Raw genomic sequence first — 17258 nt, forward strand, 5'->3', positions numbered from 1 at the left:
GCCCCGCCGAGACCGCGAGGAGACCGATCGACGATGGCCGGGCAGGAACAGACCTACCTCTACGACATGTCCGAGGGCAACGCGCAGATGCGCTCCCTCCTCGGCGGCAAGGGCGCCAACCTGGCGGAGATGAAGCGCCTGGGCATACCCGTCCCGGACGGCTTCACCGTGAGCACCGCCGCCTGCATCGCCACGATGGAGTCCGGCGGTGAGTGGCCGGAGAACCTCTGGGAGGACGTGCTGTCCTCGCTGGAGCGGCTCGAGGAGCGCACCGGCCGCTCGCTCGGCGGCGACGCCGAGGGCCGCAACCCGCTGCTCCTGTCGGTCCGCTCCGGCGCCGTCGTCTCGATGCCCGGGATGATGGACACCATCCTCAACCTCGGGATCGGCGACGACACGGTCGAGGCGCTCGGCGCCGAGGCCGACAACCCCCGCTTCGCGTGGGACTCCTACCGCCGCTTCCTGCAGATGTACGGCGAGGTGGTCGAGGGGGTCGCCCCGCACGCCTACGAGGACGAGCTCACCGCGCTGAAGTCCCGCCGCGGCGTGGAGCAGGACACCGAGCTGTCCACCGAGGACCTGAAGGAGCTCGTCGAGACCTTCAAGGACGTCTCCCGCCGCGAGCTCGGCCGGGACCTGCCGACCGACCCCCGCGACCAGCTCCGGGGCGCGATCTCCGCCGTCTTCGACTCGTGGGACACCCCCCGCGCCCGCGTCTACCGGCGCGCCAACGACATCCCCGACGACCTCGGCACGGCGGTCAACGTCATGCAGATGGTCTTCGGCAACCGCGGCGACACCTCCGCCACCGGCGTGTGCTTCACCCGCAACCCCTCCACCGGCGGCAAGGAGCTCTACGGCGAGTTCCTGCTCAACGCCCAGGGCGAGGACGTCGTCGCCGGCATCCGGACGCCCAAGTCGCTGGCCGAGATGGAGCAGGTGCTGCCCGAGGCCTACGAGCAGCTGCTGCAGACCATGCGCGACCTCGAGGCGCACTACAAGGACATGCAGGACATCGAGTTCACCGTCGAGGACGGCACGCTCTACCTGCTCCAGACCCGCAACGGCAAGCGCACCGCCGCGGCGGCGCTGCGCGTCGCGCGCGACATGGTCTCCGAGGGCGTGCTGACCCAGGAGGAGGCGCTGGAGCGGGTCGAGCCGAGCCAGCTGGACCAGCTGCTCCACCCGGCGATCGACCCCGAGCACGGCAAGGAACCGCTGGTCAAGGGCCTGCCCGCCTCCCCCGGCGCGGCCGTCGGCGAGATCGTCTTCGACGCCGACACCGCGGCCCAGCGCGGCGGTGCGGGCGACCCGGTCGTCCTCGTGCGCTACGAGACGACGCCGGACGACATCCACGGCGTCATCGTCGCCCAGGGTGTGCTCACCGCCCACGGCGGTATGACCTCGCACGCCGCCGTCGTCGCCCGCGGCATGGGCAAGCCGTGCGTCGCCGGCGCGAGCGGCATCCGCATCAACACCGCCGAGAAGACGCTGACCGTCGGCGACCGGACCTTCTCCGAGGGCGACCAGATCACGCTGGACGGCTCCACCGGCGAGGTCTACGGCGAGGCGCTCGAGCTCGTGCCCCCGCAGATCAACGAGGACTTCGAGGCGATCGTCACCTGGGCCGACGAGGTGCGCAGGCTCGGGGTACGCGCGAACGCCGACACCGGCGAGGACGCGGCGAAGGCCCGCGAGCTCGGCGCCGAGGGCATCGGGCTGTGCCGCACCGAGCACATGTTCATGGCCAGCGACCGGCTGCCGGCCGTCCGGCGGATGATCCTCGCCGACACCGAGGAGGAGCGGGCCGCGGCGCTGGAGGAGATCCTGCCGATGCAGCAGGAGGACTTCGAGGCGATCTTCACCGCGATGAAGGGCCTGCCCGTCACCGTGCGGCTCCTCGACCCGCCGCTGCACGAGTTCCTCCCCGACCTCGTCGAGCAGTCGCTGCTCGTGCAGCGCCTGGAGCTCACCGACGGCGACGCCGACGAGCTGGCCCGCGCCAGGACGCTCCTGGCCCAGGTCAAGCGCCTCCACGAGCAGAACCCCATGCTCGGCACCCGTGGGTGCCGGCTGGCCATGCTCTACCCCGAGATCCCGGAGATGCAGACCCGCGCGATCGTGCGCGCCGCCCTGGCGGTCCGCGAGCGCGAGGGCGAGACCGCGGGCGTGGAGATCATGATCCCGCTCGTGGCCTACTCCGCCGAGCTCGAGGCGCAGCGCGCGGTGGTCGAGCGCGCGGTCGCCGAGGAGCTCGAGAGCGCCGGGACCGACCTCGACGTCACCGTCGGCACGATGATCGAGCTGCCGCGGGCCGCCGTGGTCGCCGACCAGATCGCCGAGCACGCCGACTTCTTCTCCTTCGGCACCAACGACCTCACCCAGACCGGCATCGGCATCTCCCGGGACGACGCGGAGGGCGGCTTCCTCGGCGCCTACGTGCGCGACGAGGTCATCCCCTACAACCCGTTCGAGTCGATCGACCGCGACGGCGTCGGCGGGCTGGTCCGGCTCGGTGCCGAGCGCGGCCGCAGCACGAAGCCCGAGCTCAAGCTCGGCGTCTGCGGCGAGCACGGCGGCGACCCGGCCTCGATCGGTCTCTTCGAGGAGCTCGGCCTCAGCTACGTCTCCTGCTCGCCCTACCGCGTGCCCATCGCGCGCTTCTCGGCCGCCCGCGCCGTGCTGAGCCAGCGGGAGGGCGCCGAGGTGCGCACCGACGGCTGAGGGGCGACCGCGATGAGCGAGCGCGCGCCGGAGGGTCTGCTGCCCGCGCTGGCCGGGCTCGGCGGCTTCTTCGAGCTCACCCGACCCGCGGAGGGCAGCGACGCGGTGCCCTGGTCCGAGGTGCTCGCGCACGACGCGCTCCTCGCCCGGACCGCGACGGTGCGTGCGGCGCTGGCCCGGTCCAGCGGCATACCGCTGGAGGACGTCGACACCAAGGTGGCGGTCTCCGCGCTGCAGGTCGGGCTCGCCTCACGCCTGTGGTCGGTGGCGATGGCCGGCGCGGTGCTGCACCGCTGGGTCCCCGACCTCGGGTCGGACAACCTCGTGGCGAGCCCCGGGCACGGCGGACCCGTGCCGCTGGCGCTGGCGGACCCCTCGCGCGGGTATGCCGTCCGCGGCACGCCCGAGAGCGCCCGGGTCCTGGGCGGCGTCGTCGTCGAGGACAGCCTGGCCGCCCTCGACGCGGCGTGCGCCCGGGTCGGGCCGACGTCCTCCCAGGTGCTGCGCTCCAACTCGGCCTCCAGCCTGGTCGGGGCCGCCCGGGTGCTGGGCACGCAGCGCCCGGAGGACCGCCCCTCCGCCTGGGCCCTGGCCCGCGCCGTGCTCGAGCACCCCGGGCTGGCGCGGGGCGGCCGGGTGCGCGAGCGTGCAGGCCTGCCCGAGGGCGTCGGCGGGGCGATGGAGCGCCCGCGGGAGGCCTTCCTCCGGCACGGGTGCTGCCTCTTCGACCGACTGCCCCAGCACGGGCTGTGCCCGGACTGCGTGCGCGCCGAGCACCGCCCCGACCTCGTGACGCCGGGTCACTGAGGCGGGACGGCGCGGGTCGCCCGGTGGGTCAGCGGGGCCGGACGGTGCCCGTGCCCGTGCCGGCGTCGTAGGAGTAGACCTCGGCGCCGTCGATCCAGGTCCGCAGCACGCGGGACTGGTTGTCGAGCGGGTCGCCCGACCACCACGCGAGGTCGGCGTCCTTGCCGACGGCGAGCGAGCCGACGCGGTCCTCGACCCCGAGCACCCGGGCCGGGTTGATGGTCACCGAGCGCAGCGCCGCGTCGCGGTCCATGCCCTCGCGCACCGCGAGGGCGACCTGGGTGACGAGGTGGTCGATCGGCACGACCGGGTGGTCGGTGATGATCGAGACCTGCACCCCGGCCCGGTCCAGGATCCCGGGGGCCTTGGGCGACCGGTTGCGGACCTCGACCTTGGACCGGCTGACGATCATCGGGCCGTAGAGGACGGGGATCTCGTGCTCCGCCACGAGGTCCGCCAGCAAGTAGGCCTCGGTGCCGTGGTCCAGCACCAGGCGGTAGCCGAACTCCTCGGACAGCCGGATCGCGGTGGCGATGTCGTCGGCGCGGTGGCAGTGCTGGCGCCACGGGATCTCCCGCTCCAGCACCTTGACCAGGGTCTCGCTCACGAGGTCGGTGTCGACCGGGGAGTCGGACGCGGCCTGCTTGGCCTGGTAGCTGCGCGCCGCCGCGAAGGCCTTGCGCATCACCAGGGCGACCCCCATCCGGGTCGAGGGGGTCTTCTGCTGGTCGCCGTAGACCCTCTTGGGGTTCTCCCCCAGCGCCGCCTTCACCCCCGAGGGGTTGCGCAGCACCATCTCGTCGACGGAGCGGCCGTAGGTCTTGAGCGCGACCGCCTGACCACCGATCGGGTTGGCCGACCCCGGGTTGACGTTGACCGTCGTGACCCCGGCGCCGAGCGCGTCGTCGAAGCCTTGCTCCCGCGGGTTGATCCCGTCGATGGCGCGGGCCGCAGCCATGACCGGGTCGGTCGCCTCGTTGCCGTCGACACCGGCCCAGCCCTCGCCCTCCTCCCACACGCCGAGGTGGACGTGGGCGTCGATGAGGCCGGGCAGGAGCCACCCGCCGGCCGCGTCCACGACCTCGGCCTCGGCAGGGACGTCCACCTCCGCACGGGGACCTACCGCCGCGATCCGACCCTCCCGGACGAGCACCGTGCCGTCCTCGATCACCTCACCCTCGACGGGGACGACGCGGGCGCCGACGACGGCCAGGACCGGGCTGCTGTTCACGACAAGAACTCCTTCGCTGGGGTGGGATGACGTGCCCTCCACCCTACGCAGGGGCTCACCGAGTGTGATTGACGCCTCACCGTCATCCGCCGGATGACGCGGGTCGACCCTTGTGCTACGGCGTGTCGCAATGGGAGGATGGGAACACTGCCCCGGGTTCTGGCGTTGACCCGAGCAGTGATAGCGGTGTCGAACCCCGACCCTGGCACCGCCCATGAAGACGGACAACGAGGTGTCGTCGCTGCCCGGTGCACCCCTGATCCGGCTGCGGGCGACGACCAGAACCCCGCCCCGACAGGGGCACCGACCAAGGAGCAGACACTGATGGACTGGCGCAACCGCGCGGCGTGCCTCGAGGAAGACCCCGAACTCTTCTTCCCGATCGGCAACACCGGCCCGGCGCTGCAGCAGATCGAGGAGGCCAAGGCCGTCTGCCGCACCTGCCCGGTGATCGACACCTGCCTGAAGTGGGCGCTCGAGACCGGCCAGGACGCGGGCGTGTGGGGCGGTCTCTCCGAGGACGAGCGCCGCGCGCTCAAGCGGCGCAAGGCCCGGGCGCGCCGCGCCAGCTGAGCGAGAAGCAGCCGCACGCTCCGTCCCCGGCCGAGACCGTGACCCTCAGCCGGAGACGGACCCCCGAAGCCGCACGGTGAACCGCACGACGGTCCCGTGCGGCTTCGCCGTCTCCCAGCTGATGCGACCCCTCAGGTCGCTGATGAGCGCCTCGACGATCTGGGTACCCAGACCCTGCCGGGCGGCGCTCGCGGGGGCATACCCGCTGCCGTTGTCCGCCACCTCGACCTCGAGCAGGTCCTCGTCGGCCTCCGCGTCCCGGGTGCGGTGCGCCCGCACGACCACGCGCGGGGCGTCCCCGCGCTGATCCCCCTCCTCGAAGCCGTGCTCCACCGCGTTGTGCACCAGCTCGGCCAGGATCATCGCCAGGTGGGTGGCGTCGTCCGGCGGGAGCCAGCCGAAGGAGCCCTCCAGCTCGGCCTCCACCACCGACCGGGTCGAGGCCACCTCGACCGTCGCCCGCAGGGTCCGCGTGGCCACGTCGTCGAAGTCGACGCGCTCGGAGAAGCCCTGGCTCAGCGTGTCGTGGACGAGCGCGACCGTCGACAGGCGTCGCCCGGCCTCGGCCAGCGCCTCCTGCGCCTTGGGGTCGTCCAGCCGTCGTGACTGCAGCCGCAGCAGCGCCGCCACCGTCTGCAGGTTGTTCTTGACCCGGTGGTGGATCTCCCGGATCGTGGCCTCCTTGCTCAGCAGCTCGCGCTCGCGCCGCCGGATCTCGCTGACGTCGCGCATGAGCAGCAGGGCGCCCACCCGCTCCCCGCCGCGGGTCAGCGGCACCGAGCGCAGCGTGAGGTTCATGGCACCGGTCTCGATCTCGGTCCCCCACGGTGCCCGCCCGGTGAGGACCAGCGGCACCGTCTCATCGACGGTGGACCCACGGGCGAGCCGGGCGGTGACGATCTGCGCCAGGTCGGCACCGTTGACCTGGTCGGTGTGCCCGAGCCGGCGCAGCGCCGAGACCGCGTTGGGGCTGGCGTAGTCGATGACGCCGTCGGCCGTGAGGCGGAGCACCCCGTCCCCGACCCGCGGGGTCCCGCGGCCCACCCCGGTCGCGGCGTTATCCATGGGGAAGGCGCCCTCGGCGATCATCGAGAACAGCTGCTGGCTGATCTGGAGGTAGTTGACCTCCAGGCCGCCCTGCTGCCTCATGCTCTGCAGGTCGGTGTGCCGGACCAGCACCGCGATGGGGCGGCCCGTGCGCACCACCGGGACGTACTGCTCCCGCACGAAGCCGACCTCGTCCGGGGTCACCGGGCGCCCGCTCTCCATGACCTGCGCGAGCAGCCGCTGCCGGCTCTCGCCGGGCGTCTCCCCGATGACGTCGTCGTGGTAGAAGTTGGGCCCCGTGGAGGGCCGCGCGTGCGCCGCGAGGAACCACGGCGACACGTGCGGGTCCGCCGCGTCGTCCCGCTGGACCGGCAGCCACAGCGTCAGGTCGGCGAAGGCGAGGTCGGCCAGCATCTGCCAGTCGCCCACCAACCGGTGCACCCAGTCGATGTCCGCACCGGACATCGAGGAACGCGACAGGGTCTCCCGCAGAACAGCCACGGGGAGATTGTCGCAAAGGTCAGTCGGCGGATCCCTGCCGGACCAGGCCGCGCAGCGTGCGCAGCGCGACCGAGAGCGGTGCGAGGTCGGGCTCCTCCATCGTGCTCACCGTGCGCAGCACCTGGCTGGTGCGCACCAGCGCCTCCCGGTTCTCGGCCATCCACTCCCGCACCCGCTCCAGCGCCTCGTCCGAGCCGTCACCGTCGGTGCGCTCGACGACAGTGCGGGTGAGGCCCCGCATGACGCCGTAGAGGTCGTCCCGCAGCGCACCGCGGGCGAGCGAGGACCAGCGGTCCTCCCGCGGCAGGTGCGAGACGTGCGTGAGCAGGTCGTCGATCCGGAAGGCCTCGGACACCCCGAAGTAGACCTGCGCGACCTCGTCGACGTCCCGGTCCATCTCCCGCGCGAGCTCGACCACGTCCAGCAGCGAGTAGCTGTCCAGCAGGGAGGCGAAGACGTCGGCCAGCTCCTCGGGTATGCCGTTGGACCGGGCCCACTCGGCACGCTCCTGCCAGCGCTCGCGCTCGTGGCCCTGGAGCAGCTCGGGCAGGGCCGGGACGAGGCGGCGCACCTCCTCGAACCGGGCGATCTCCTCGTCCATCCCCGCGGACAGCGAGCGGTTGTTGAGGAACCACCGGGTGGCGCGGTCCAGGAGCCGGCGGAACTCGAGGTAGAGCTCGGTCTGGACCTCGGTCGTGACCTGGTTGTCCAGCTCCTCGACGGCCGCCGTGAAGTCGGCCAGCCCGAAGACGGAGCGGACGACGTGGAAGGCGCGGGTGATCTGGGCGATCGTGGCACCGGTCTCCTCCTCCGCCCGGAAGGCGAAGGAGACCCCGCCGCGGTTGACCATGGCGTTGGCGATCTCGTTGACCACTATCTGCCGGCGCAGCGGGTGCTCGTGGATCTCCTCCCCGGCGACCTCGCGCAGCGGCTCGGGGAAGTAGGTCAGCAGCGAGTCGGCCAGCGCCGGGTCGTCCGGCAGCTCGGTCTCGATGAGCGCGGCCTTGAGCCCGAGCTTGGCGTAGGCGACGACGACCGAGAACTCCGGGCTGGTCAGGCCGTGGCCCTCGCTCTCGCGCCGCTCCCACTTCAGCTCGTCGGGCAGGAACTCCAGCTCGGGGTCGAGCCCGGCGTGCTCCCCGAGGTAGCGGATGAGCCGCTGGTGGACGGTCGCCATGACCTCGCGCTGGTGCCGGCCGTTGCCGATGAGGACGTTCTGGTCGTAGTTGTGCCGCAGCACCTTGCGCGCCACCTCTTCGGTCATCGAGGCGAGCAGCTCGTCGCGCTCCTCCATCGTCATCTCCCCTCCCTGCACGAGGGGGGCCAGGGCGATCTTGATGTTGACCTCGTGGTCGGAGGTGTCGACACCGGCGGAGTTGTCGATGGCGTCGGTGTTGACGTGGACCCCGTGCTCGGCCGCCTCGATGCGGCCCCGCTGGGACAGCCCGAGGTTGCCGCCCTCGCCCACGACCCGCACCCGCAGGTCCTTGCCGTCGACCCGGATCGGGTCGTTGGCACGGTCCCCGATCTGGGCGTCCGTCTCGGCCTGCGCCTTGACGTAGGTGCCGATCCCTCCGTTCCAGAGGAGGTCGACCGGGGCGCCGAGGATGGCCCGCAGCATCTCGTGCGGCGTCATCGAGGTCACCTCGTCGGCGATCCCGAGCCGGGCCCGCACCTGGTCGCTGACCGGGATGGACTTCTGGCTCCGCGGGTAGATCCCGCCCCCCTCGCTGAGCAGCGAGGTGTCGTAGTCCGCCCAGCTGGACCGCGGCAGCTCGAAGAGCCGCTGCCGCTCGGCGAAGGAGGTCTCGGCGTCCGGGTCCGGGTCCAGGAAGATGTGCCGGTGGTCGAAGGCGGCGACGAGCAGGATGTGCTCGGAGAGCAGCATGCCGTTGCCGAAGACGTCACCGCTCATGTCGCCGACACCGACGACGGTGAACTCCTCGGACTGGGTGTCCAGCCCGAGCTCGCGGAAGTGCCGCTTCACCGACTCCCAGGCGCCGCGTGCGGTGATGCCCATGCCCTTGTGGTCGTAGCCCGCCGACCCGCCGGAGGCGAAGGCGTCGTCGAGCCAGAAGCCGTAGTCCCGGGCCACGCCGTTGGCGATGTCGGAGAAGGTCGCCGTCCCCTTGTCGGCGGCCACGACGAGGTAGGGGTCGTCGCCGTCGTGGCGCACCACCTGCTCCGGCGGCTGGACCTCGCCGCCCAGCCGGTTGTCGGTGATGTCCAGCATCCCGCTGATGAAGGTGCGGTATGCCGACCGCCCCTCCTCCATCCAGGCCTCGCGGTCCACCGCCGGGTCCGGCAGCAGCTTGGGGAAGAAGGCGCCCTTGGACCCGGTCGGGACGATGACGGCGTTCTTGACCATCTGCGCCTTGACCAGGCCGAGCACCTCGGTGCGGAAGTCCTCGCGGCGGTCGCTCCAGCGCAGCCCGCCGCGGGCCACCGGCCCGAAGCGCAGGTGGCTGCCCTCGACGCGCGGGGCATACACCCAGATCTCGAAGGCGGGACGCGGCTCGGGGAGCAGGTCGCCCAGCTCGCGCGGCAGCAGCTTGAGGCTCACCCAGGCCTTGGGCCGGCCGTCCTCGTCGTGCTGGTAGAAGTTGGTGCGCAGGGTCGCGCGGACGACGTCCGCGAGGCTGCGCAGGATGCGGTCCTGGTCCAGGCTGGCGACCTCGTCCAGGGACCGGTAGAGCTCCTCGGAGACGTCGGCGACGCGCTGCTCGCGCGCCTCCTCGCCGCCCTCGGCGCCCGGGTCGAAGCGCGCGGCGAAGAGGTCGATGAGCAGCCGCGCGATCTCCGGGTTGGCGACGAGCGCCTCCTCGAGGTAGTCGAGGCTGAAGGTGCCGACCTGCCGCAGGTAGCGCACCAGGGTGCGGAGGATGACGACGCGGCGCCAGTCCAGCCCGGCCGTCAGCACCAGCGAGTTGAGGGTGTCGGACTCGCTCGCCCCGCCCCAGATCGCGGTGAAAGCGTCCTCGAAGGCGTGCGCCGCCTCCTCCTCGGTCCGGTGCTCCCCCCCGGTCCACACCGACTCCTCGCGGGCCCGCAGACCGAAGTCGTAGATGAAGTCGGACGAGCCGTCCTCGTTGCTGCCGTCCAGCTCGTAGGGGCGCTGGACGGTGACCTCGAGCCCGAGGTCGGCGAAGACCGGCAGGACGTGCGTGAGCGTCATGGGGTCGGAGCGGTAGACCTTGAGCCGCCGCTCGGTCGGCGCGTCGCCCTCGCCCCGGTAGACGTGCGGGCGGGCCGAGGCGTCGCTGCTGTGCAGCTCACCCATCCGCTGCAGGTCCAGGTAGGCGGCCTCGCCGTCGAAGTCCTCCTTGTACGCCTCGGGGAAGGCGTCGGCGAAGCGCGCCACGAGGTCACCCGTCGCGCCCTCGTCCTCGACGTGGGCCGCGACGGCGTCGGACAGCCCCTCCACCCAGGTCCGGGTCGCGGCGGCCAGCCGCTGCTGCAGCTCGGCCTGGTCGACGTCCGGCAGGTCGCTGTCCTTGGGCACGGAGATGACGAAGTGCAGCTGGGCCAGCGGGCCGTCCCCCACCCGCGTCGCGTAGTCCGCGAGCTCACCGCCGTAGACCTCCTCCAGCAGGCGCTGCACCCGGAGCCGGTTGGCGGTGTTGTAGCGGTCCCGCGGCAGGTAGACCAGGGCGCTGACGAAGCGACCGAACTCGTCCGGGCGGGTGAAGACCCGGGCGGCGGGCCGCTCGAGCAGCCGGACCACGGCACCCGCCGTGCCGGCCAGCTGCTCCACCGAGGCCTGGAAGAGCTCGTCCCGGGGGTAGGCCTCCAGGATGCTGAGCAGGTCCTTGCCGCTGTGGCTGTCCGGGGCGAAGCCGGACTGGGCCAGCACCTGCTTGACCTTGGCCCCGACGATCGGCAGCCGCTGGGTGGACTCGGCATAGGCGCTCTGGGTGAACAGGCCCAGGAACCGGTGCTCGCCGACGACCTCCCCCTTGTCGTCGAAGCGGCGGATCCCCAGGTAGTCCAGCGGGACGGTCCGGTGGACCGTGGCGCGGGTGTTGGCCTTGGTGACGGTGAGCAGCTGCGGGTCACGTGCGGTCCGCGCCGCCTCGGTGCGCAGGACGGTGGGGTCGGCGGAGGTGTCGTCGGTCTCCCGCAGGATGCCCAGTCCGCTGCCGGCGACCGCCTGCAGCGCGAGGCCGTCGTCGGTGTCCACGAGGTCGTAGCTGCGGTAGCCCAGGTAGGTGAAGTGGTGGTCGTCGATCCACTTGAGGAAGTCCACGACCGGGTCGATCTCGTCGGCCGGCACGGTCTTCGGCGGACCGATCTCGAGCTCGGCGACGATGGCCCGGGCCTGCTGCCGCATCGCCCCCCAGTCGCGGCAGGCGCGGCGCACGTCGGCGAGCACCCGCTCGAGGTCCTGCTGCAGCGCCTCGCGCCGGTCCGTATCCGGGACGCGGTCCACCTCGACGTAGATCCACGACTCGACCCGCTGCCCGTCGCCGGCGTCCTTGGGGTCGGCGTCGAGCACCTCGCCGGAGTCGTCGACCACCAGCTGCGGGTGCACGAGCTGGTGCACGCCCAGACCGTGCCTGCCGACCTCCCCCAGCACCGAGTCCACGAGGAAGGGCATGTCGTCGGTGACGACCTGGACCACCGTCTGCCGGCTGGTCCACCCGCCGTCGTCCATCGTGGGGTTGAGGACGCGCACCGCGGCGCGGTCCTCCCCCCGCTCCTCCGACAGCCGCGCCATCGCCGCCGCGACCGCGGACCGTTGCTCCTCGTCCCCTCCCACCTGCCCGGACGGGGCCAGGTGCTGGAAGAACCTCTCGGTGAGCGTGTCGGTGGACGTCATCGGGTACGTGCACTCCTGTCGGTCGCGTGGTCATGCCACAGGCGCACGACGGTGTGCGCCCCCGGTCAGGGTACTCGCCTGGGGACGACGGGCGCACGGGACCCGGCCGGTGCCTAGAGTGGTCCCATGTCCGTGCCCAGGGTCCCCTCCGGCGCCGCGGACCCCGATGTCCAGCACACCCGTGCCGACGGCCCGTCGGCGCTCCTGCGCGCCGCCGAGGAGATCAGCGGGCTGGCCCCGGACCTCGGCTGGGCGGAGGCCAGCGGCATGGCCGAGGGGCTGCTCGACTCCGTGTCGCACCTGCTCGCCGATGCCGCGTCCGGGCGGGACGCGCCCAGGCCGCAGCCGCTCGTCGTCGGGGCCATCGGCGGCGCCGACCGGACCCCGGACCACGCGGGGTGCCGGGCGGCCGCGGCGCGGCTGCGCGCGCACGCCCCGACCCTGGCCGACCACCCCCGCCCCTGGGTCGCCACCGCCGCCGGCGTGCTGGACGACCTCGCGGACCTGCTGGACCAGGTGGCCGACCGGACCCGCCGGGGCGCGCTGGGGCGCAGCGACAAGGGTGTGGTGCTCCGCCGGCTGCACCGCAGCCAGCAGCGCCTGCGCGACACGCTGCCCCCGGAGGACCCGCAGGCCGTACCGTGAGCGCATGAGGATCACCGAGACGATCTCGCACGCCGCCGACCCGCAGCGCACCTTCGAGATGCTGACCGACCACGGCTACCAGGTGCTGCGCTGCGAGCGCTCGGGCGCGCTTGACCAGACCGTCCAGATCGAGCCGGAGGCGGACGGGAGCACCACGGTGACCACGCGCCGGCACCTGCCGAACGACGGCATACCCGACATCGCCAAGACCCTCGTCGGCCCGCAGCTGCTCGTCGTGGAGACGGTGCGGTGGGGCTCACCCGACGCGGACGGGGAGCGGGAGGGCGCGATGAGCCTGGAGCTGCCCGGTCTGCCCGTGTCCTTCACCGGGGGCATCCACCTGCGCCGCGCCGCCGGGGACGAGGCGAGGACCGACCACGTCGTCGACGGCGACCTCGAGGCCCGCATCCCCTTCCTCGGCAACCGCATCGAGCGCGAGGTGGCCGCGCGGGTCAAGGAGTTCGTGCACCTCGAGGAGGGCGTGGCCCGCGAGTGGCTGGACCGCGACCGGGGCGAGGCCTAGTCACCCGCCCCGCTCGCCTCAGCCCATGTGCGGGTAGCGGTAGTCCGTCGGCGGCACGAAGGTCTCCTTGATGACCCGGGTGTTGATCCACCGCTGCAGGTTGGCCGCCGAGCCCGCCTTGTCGTTGGTGCCCGAGGCCCTCGCCCCGCCGAAGGGCTGCTGCCCCACGACCGCGCCGGTCGGCTTGTCGTTGATGTAGAAGTTGCCGGCGGCGAAGCGGAGCCGCTGCACCGCGTCGCCGACCGCGGCGCGGTCCTGGGCGATGACGGCACCGGTGAGGGCGTAGGGGGTCGCCGACTCCATCTGGTCCAGCATGGCGTCCCAGCCGTCGTCGGGGTAGACGTGCACCGCGAGGATCGGGCCGAAGTACTCGGTCGTCATCATCTCGTGGTCGGGGTCCTCCACGACCGCGATGGTCGGCCGCACGAACCAGCCCACCGAGTCGTCGTAGGTCCCGCCCGCGACGATCTCGACGCCGTCGTCGGCGTGGGCCCGGTCGATGACGTCCTTGTGCTTGGCGAAGGCCTTGGCGTCGATGACCGCGCCCATGAAGTTGGACAGGTCCCGCACGTCGCCCATGGGTATGCCCTCGGTCGTCTGCACGAGGTCGTCCCGCAGCCGCGCCCACACCGAGGCGGGCACGTAGGCCCGGGAGGCGGCCGAGCACTTCTGGCCCTGGAACTCGAAGGCCCCGCGGATCATCGCGGTCCGGAGCACGTCGAGGTCGGCGCTGGGGTGCGCGACGATGAAGTCCTTGCCGCCGGTCTCCCCCACGATCCGGGGGTAGGAGCGGTAGGTCGACAGGTTGCTGCCGATCTGGTGCCAGAACGAGTTGAAGACCGCGGTCGAGCCGGTGAAGTGGATCCCGGCGAGGTCGGGGTGGGCCAGGGTCACCTCGGAGATGTCCGGGCCGGTCCCGGTCACCATGTTGACCACGCCGTCGGGCAGCCCGGCCGCCTGCAGGATCTCCATGATCACGCTGGAGGCGCGCTGCTGGGTGATGGCCGGCTTCCACACCACGGTGTTGCCCATGAGCGCCGGTGCGGTGGGCAGGTTGCCCGCGATCGCGGTGAAGTTGAAGGGCGTGACCGCGTAGACGAAGCCTTCCAGCGGGCGCTGGTCGATGCGGTTCCACGAGCCTCGGGGGTTGCGCAGCGGCTGCTCGGTCAGCAGCTGCCGCGCGTAGTGCACGTTGAAGCGCCAGAAGTCGGCGAGCTCGCAGGCGGCCTCGATCTCGGCCTGCAGCGGGGTCTTGCTCTGCCCGAGCATGGTGGCGGCGTTGATCCGCGCCCGGAACGGGCCGGTCAGCAGGTCCGCGGCCTTGAGGAAGATCGAGGCCCGCTCCTCGAAGGACATGGCGCGCCAGGCGGGCCCTGCCTCGAGCGCCGCGTCGACCGCGGCGGTGGCGTCCTTCTTGGTGCCGTCGCGCAGCGTGCCCAACACCTCGGCGTGGGCGTGCGGCTGCACGACGTCGATGGCCTTGCCCCCGCCGGTCACCTCCTTGCCCCCGATGACGTGGGGCAGGTCGACCGGGCTCGCCGCGATCTCGGCGAGCGCGACCTCCAGGGCCGCGCGCTCGGCGCTGCCCGGCGCGTAGTCGAGCACCGGCTCGTTCAGCGGGGTGGGGACGTCGACGATGCCATCCATCGGCAGGCTCTCCTCAGGTGTCGTACCGGCGCTCAGCCGGTGGTCTCGGTGCGCGCGAGGCGCTCGGTCAGGTCCAGCACGTGGTCGAGCTCGGTGGTGTCGAACCAGGACAGCTCGAGGTCGGCGCCGCCGGCTGCGGCCAGGGCGCCAGGGTCCCCGGAGACGACGTCGTCCCCGAGGTGCAGGGAGGCCACCCGGGCCAGCTCGACCCCGTCGACCTGCACCCACCATCCCTGGTCGGCGCGCACGTCACGGTCCTGCGCGTCCGCGGCCGCGACCACCACCGGGGCCCCGTCGTCGGCGAGGGAGGACGCCGCGACCTGGGCGGCGGCATACTCCAGCTCGTCCTGGTCCGCCGCAGTGTCGGTCGCCCGGGCGTCGTCGGTCACCGCCGTGGCGCGCAGCGGGCCCGGCAGGCGTCGCTCGTCGCGCAGGAGCGCGAGGCTCTGCGCGCTCAGCGGCAGGTAGCAGCGCACCGTCGCCATGTGTCCTCCTCGTCACCGCTCCTCCTCACGCCCCGCAGCGGGACGTGCCGACGCCGCCATGGTGTCAGATCCTCAGCGGCCGCGGGCGCGTGCCCTCCTCCAGCGACGGCGGGGCGTGGCCGCCTGCGAGCCGTCCAGCTCGCGCGCCAGCTGCTGGAGCGAGATGCGCGCGGCGCTGCCCGGTCGGGTCTCGGCGAGGGTATGCCCGTGCAGCAGGGCCGCGTCGAGGGTCTCCCGGTCCTCGGGCACGAGGCGCACCTGGTCGGTCCGCGCGAAGCGGCGCAGCGTCTCGGTGATCCGTCGTCCGGGCTCGGGCCCGACCGGCCCCGGCCGCACGCGGGTGACGACGACCTGCGACCGGGCCGCGGTCAGCCCGGGCAGCTGGTCCAGCGCGCGGACCAGCCGCTGCAGCCCCACGGGGTCGCCCGTGCCCACCACGAGCACCCGGTCGGCCTCCTGCAGCGCGCAGAGGGCGGCGCCGTTGCGCCGCGGCGCCCCGGTGTCGAAGGACAGCTCCTCGTCCTGCTCGACCGTCGGCGCGACGTCCACGACGACCCAGCGCGCGACCTGCCGGGCCTGCTGGATCACCTCCGAGAGCGCGGCCTCGCGCAGCTCGGTCCAGCGGTCGGCCCGCGGCAGGCCGGTGAGCAGCCGCAGCCCGGGGCGGACCTGGGGCGCCAGCCGCAGCAGGGCCTGGTCGTCCAAGGTGCCCTGGTCCGCGGCGCGGGCCGCGGCGGCGACGCCCGGGGACTCGTCGAGCACCGCGAGCGCCTGCGCGACGGTGGCGCCGTAGGTGTCGGCGTCGATGAGCACCACCGGCCGGGTCGGGTCCGCGAGCTCGGCGGCGAGGTTGACCGCGACCGTGGTCCGGCCGGTGCTGCCGTGCGGGCCCCAGACGACCACCACCTCGCCCTCGCTGCGCTCCTCCTGCGGGGCGGGCGGCGGGGGTTCGCCCGCGTCCCCCACGGAGGGCTCCCCGGTCCCTTCCGCCTCGGCCGTCTCCGGCCGCGTCGCGCGCACCCGCGTCGCCGTGGACCCGGTCCCGCCCGTCGGGAGGTCGCCGGCGTCATCGCCCACCGGGAGGTCGCCCGCGGCGTCGCCCGTCCCCCGCTCCAGGTCGGCGAGCACCTCGTCGAGGGCGGAGGTCGAGCTGTCCAGACCCAGCGCGGCGTGCGCCCCCCAGCGTCGCAGCAGCCGGGCGGCCTCCTCGTCGTCCTGCGGGTGCAGCCCGAGGACCTGCGCACCGGCGTCGAGGAGCCCGCGCACCATCTCCCGGTCCAGCCCGCGCACGTCCCAGGTGACGAGGGCGACCTGCGCCAGGCCCGCCCGGCAGACGCCGAGCAGCTCGGCGAGATCGGCGCAGCGGCGCACGAGGTGCGCCTCCCGCGACCCGTCCAGGAGGGTCGCGACCTGGCTCTCCCAGCGGGGTGCGACCGCCGTGACGAGCGAGCGGCTCACCCGTCCGACCCCACCTGGGTCCGCGGGGCCGGCACGAGCGTCAGCCGGGAGTCCTGGTCGACGGCACCGATGACGTCACCGACCCGGTCCGCCGGCACCACGAGCGCCACCGAGGAGCTCCCGAGCTGGGCACCCAGCCCGCCGGACTCCTCCGCGACCCGGTCGACCACGGCCCCGGCCAGCAGCAGCTCCGGGTCGAGGTAGGCCTCGCCGACCGCCTCGGTGTCCCGGCGGCTCACCCACACGTCGACCGGCGTGCCCGGCGTGAGGCCGGAGACGGCGGTGGCGTCCACCGGCACGTTCACCGTCTTGTCGAGGGCCTCGCGCTCGGTGCCGAGCGCGGTGACCGGGACGAGCTCGCCCTCCTGCACGCCGCGCAGCAGGTAGGTCCCGTCCGCGACCGGGGTGGCCCCGTCCAGGTAGTGCGCCGCGCCCTCCCCGAGCCGGACCTGGACCGCGACGAGGTCGCCCTCCTCGACCGGCTGGCCGGGCACGAGGTCGCGGGTGGCGGCATACACCGGCCGGGTGTCGTCGAGCCCGGCGACGAGCCGTGCCCCGCCGGCCACCGCGAGCACCACGAGCAGCAGCCCCACGACCAGCCGCAGGTCGCGCCACCCAGGCGCCCGCAACCGGCGCACCGTGCGCGGCTCGCTCGCCTGCCCTGTCGGTCCCATCCCGACCCCCTTCGTCGTCCTGCCCGCCCGCACGATATCCCGGGTGGGCCCCCCTCCGGCAGGGGTTGTCCACAAGCTGCGGGCCGCAGCCGTCGGCGCGACCGTAGGATCGGGGCGGACGACC

12 protein-coding genes are annotated in these 17258 nt (G+C 73.3%); 5 read left to right on the plus strand and 7 right to left on the minus strand.

Going from position 1 to position 17258, the window contains the following annotated elements; genetic code table 11:
• Positions 1-33: 33 nt before the first annotated feature.
• Positions 34-2724 (plus strand): pyruvate, phosphate dikinase, encoded by a 2691-nt coding sequence (gene ppdK / locus SGUI_RS05080; RefSeq protein ID WP_066637102.1) that lies wholly within the window; start codon positions 34-36, stop codon positions 2722-2724.
• 12 nt (positions 2725-2736) lie between these two features.
• On the plus strand, positions 2737-3531 hold the full coding sequence (locus tag SGUI_RS05085) for a (2Fe-2S)-binding protein (protein WP_066637105.1): 795 nt from the start codon (positions 2737-2739) through the stop codon (positions 3529-3531).
• A 28-nt stretch (positions 3532-3559) separates the two neighbouring features.
• Here the strand turns inward: SGUI_RS05085 and SGUI_RS05090 are convergent, their stop codons facing one another.
• Entirely contained in the window at positions 3560-4762 is a 1203-nt protein-coding gene (locus SGUI_RS05090; protein WP_191090950.1) for an amidohydrolase, read from the minus strand.
• A 324-nt stretch (positions 4763-5086) separates the two neighbouring features.
• Between SGUI_RS05090 and SGUI_RS05095 the strand changes: the two genes are divergently transcribed.
• On the plus strand, positions 5087-5335 hold the full coding sequence (locus SGUI_RS05095; protein WP_010148753.1) for a WhiB family transcriptional regulator: 249 nt from the start codon (positions 5087-5089) through the stop codon (positions 5333-5335).
• Positions 5336-5380: 45 nt separating this feature from the next.
• On the opposite strand, the gene SGUI_RS05100 is transcribed toward SGUI_RS05095, so the two are convergent.
• The gene (locus SGUI_RS05100) at positions 5381-6883 is read right to left on the minus strand and encodes a sensor histidine kinase (protein WP_066637107.1); all 1503 of its coding nucleotides are present in this window, start codon (positions 6881-6883) and stop codon (positions 5381-5383) included.
• A 19-nt stretch (positions 6884-6902) separates the two neighbouring features.
• Complete coding sequence (locus SGUI_RS05105) at positions 6903-11702, minus strand: NAD-glutamate dehydrogenase (protein WP_066637109.1); 4800 nt, start codon at positions 11700-11702, stop codon at positions 6903-6905.
• A 126-nt stretch (positions 11703-11828) separates the two neighbouring features.
• Here SGUI_RS05105 and SGUI_RS17620 point away from each other — a divergent pair, with 126 nt between their 5' ends.
• Together SGUI_RS17620 and SGUI_RS17625 are read left to right on the plus strand one after the other, a co-directional pair.
• Entirely contained in the window at positions 11829-12347 is a 519-nt protein-coding gene (locus SGUI_RS17620; RefSeq protein ID WP_066637112.1) for a hypothetical protein, read from the plus strand.
• A 4-nt stretch (positions 12348-12351) separates the two neighbouring features.
• Entirely contained in the window at positions 12352-12870 is a 519-nt protein-coding gene (locus SGUI_RS17625; protein ID WP_066637115.1) for a DUF2505 domain-containing protein, read from the plus strand.
• Positions 12871-12888: 18 nt separating this feature from the next.
• Here SGUI_RS17625 and pruA read toward each other — a convergent pair whose 3' ends face one another.
• From pruA to SGUI_RS05135, 4 genes are all read right to left on the minus strand, one after another.
• Positions 12889-14517: an L-glutamate gamma-semialdehyde dehydrogenase gene (gene pruA, locus SGUI_RS05120; protein WP_066637118.1), complete on the minus strand. Its 1629-nt coding sequence runs from the start codon at positions 14515-14517 to the stop codon at positions 12889-12891.
• Between the two features lie 32 nt (positions 14518-14549).
• A complete protein-coding gene (locus tag SGUI_RS05125) occupies positions 14550-15002 on the minus strand; it encodes a DUF6912 family protein (protein WP_066637122.1) in 453 nt (150 codons plus the stop codon).
• 72 nt (positions 15003-15074) lie between these two features.
• Positions 15075-16460 (minus strand): CpaE/TadZ family protein, encoded by a 1386-nt coding sequence (locus SGUI_RS05130; RefSeq protein ID WP_066637129.1) that lies wholly within the window; start codon positions 16458-16460, stop codon positions 15075-15077.
• Positions 16457-17134: an RcpC/CpaB family pilus assembly protein gene (locus tag SGUI_RS05135; protein ID WP_066637131.1), complete on the minus strand. Its 678-nt coding sequence runs from the start codon at positions 17132-17134 to the stop codon at positions 16457-16459. Before SGUI_RS05135 ends, SGUI_RS05130 begins: the two co-directional genes overlap by 4 nt.
• Positions 17135-17258: the final 124 nt, after the last annotated feature.

The organism is Serinicoccus hydrothermalis (genome assembly GCF_001685415.1).
Lineage (GTDB): Bacteria > Actinomycetota > Actinomycetes > Actinomycetales > Dermatophilaceae > Ornithinicoccus > Ornithinicoccus hydrothermalis.

Excerpts from the sequence above, each read along its gene's own strand:
- SGUI_RS17625 (WP_066637115.1), top strand. The coding sequence starts at position 12,352 with ATGAGGATCACCGAGACGATCTCGCACGCCGCCGACCCGCAGCGCACC.
- SGUI_RS05135 (WP_066637131.1), bottom strand. The coding sequence starts at position 17,134 with ATGGGACCGACAGGGCAGGCGAGCGAGCCGCGCACGGTGCGCCGGTTG.
- ppdK (WP_066637102.1), top strand. The coding sequence starts at position 34 with ATGGCCGGGCAGGAACAGACCTACCTCTACGACATGTCCGAGGGCAAC.
- SGUI_RS05105 (WP_066637109.1), bottom strand. The coding sequence starts at position 11,702 with ATGACGTCCACCGACACGCTCACCGAGAGGTTCTTCCAGCACCTGGCC.
- SGUI_RS17620 (WP_066637112.1), top strand. The coding sequence starts at position 11,829 with ATGTCCGTGCCCAGGGTCCCCTCCGGCGCCGCGGACCCCGATGTCCAG.
- SGUI_RS05095 (WP_010148753.1), top strand. The coding sequence starts at position 5,087 with ATGGACTGGCGCAACCGCGCGGCGTGCCTCGAGGAAGACCCCGAACTC.
- SGUI_RS05125 (WP_066637122.1), bottom strand. The coding sequence starts at position 15,002 with ATGGCGACGGTGCGCTGCTACCTGCCGCTGAGCGCGCAGAGCCTCGCG.
- SGUI_RS05085 (WP_066637105.1), top strand. The coding sequence starts at position 2,737 with ATGAGCGAGCGCGCGCCGGAGGGTCTGCTGCCCGCGCTGGCCGGGCTC.
- pruA (WP_066637118.1), bottom strand. The coding sequence starts at position 14,517 with ATGGATGGCATCGTCGACGTCCCCACCCCGCTGAACGAGCCGGTGCTC.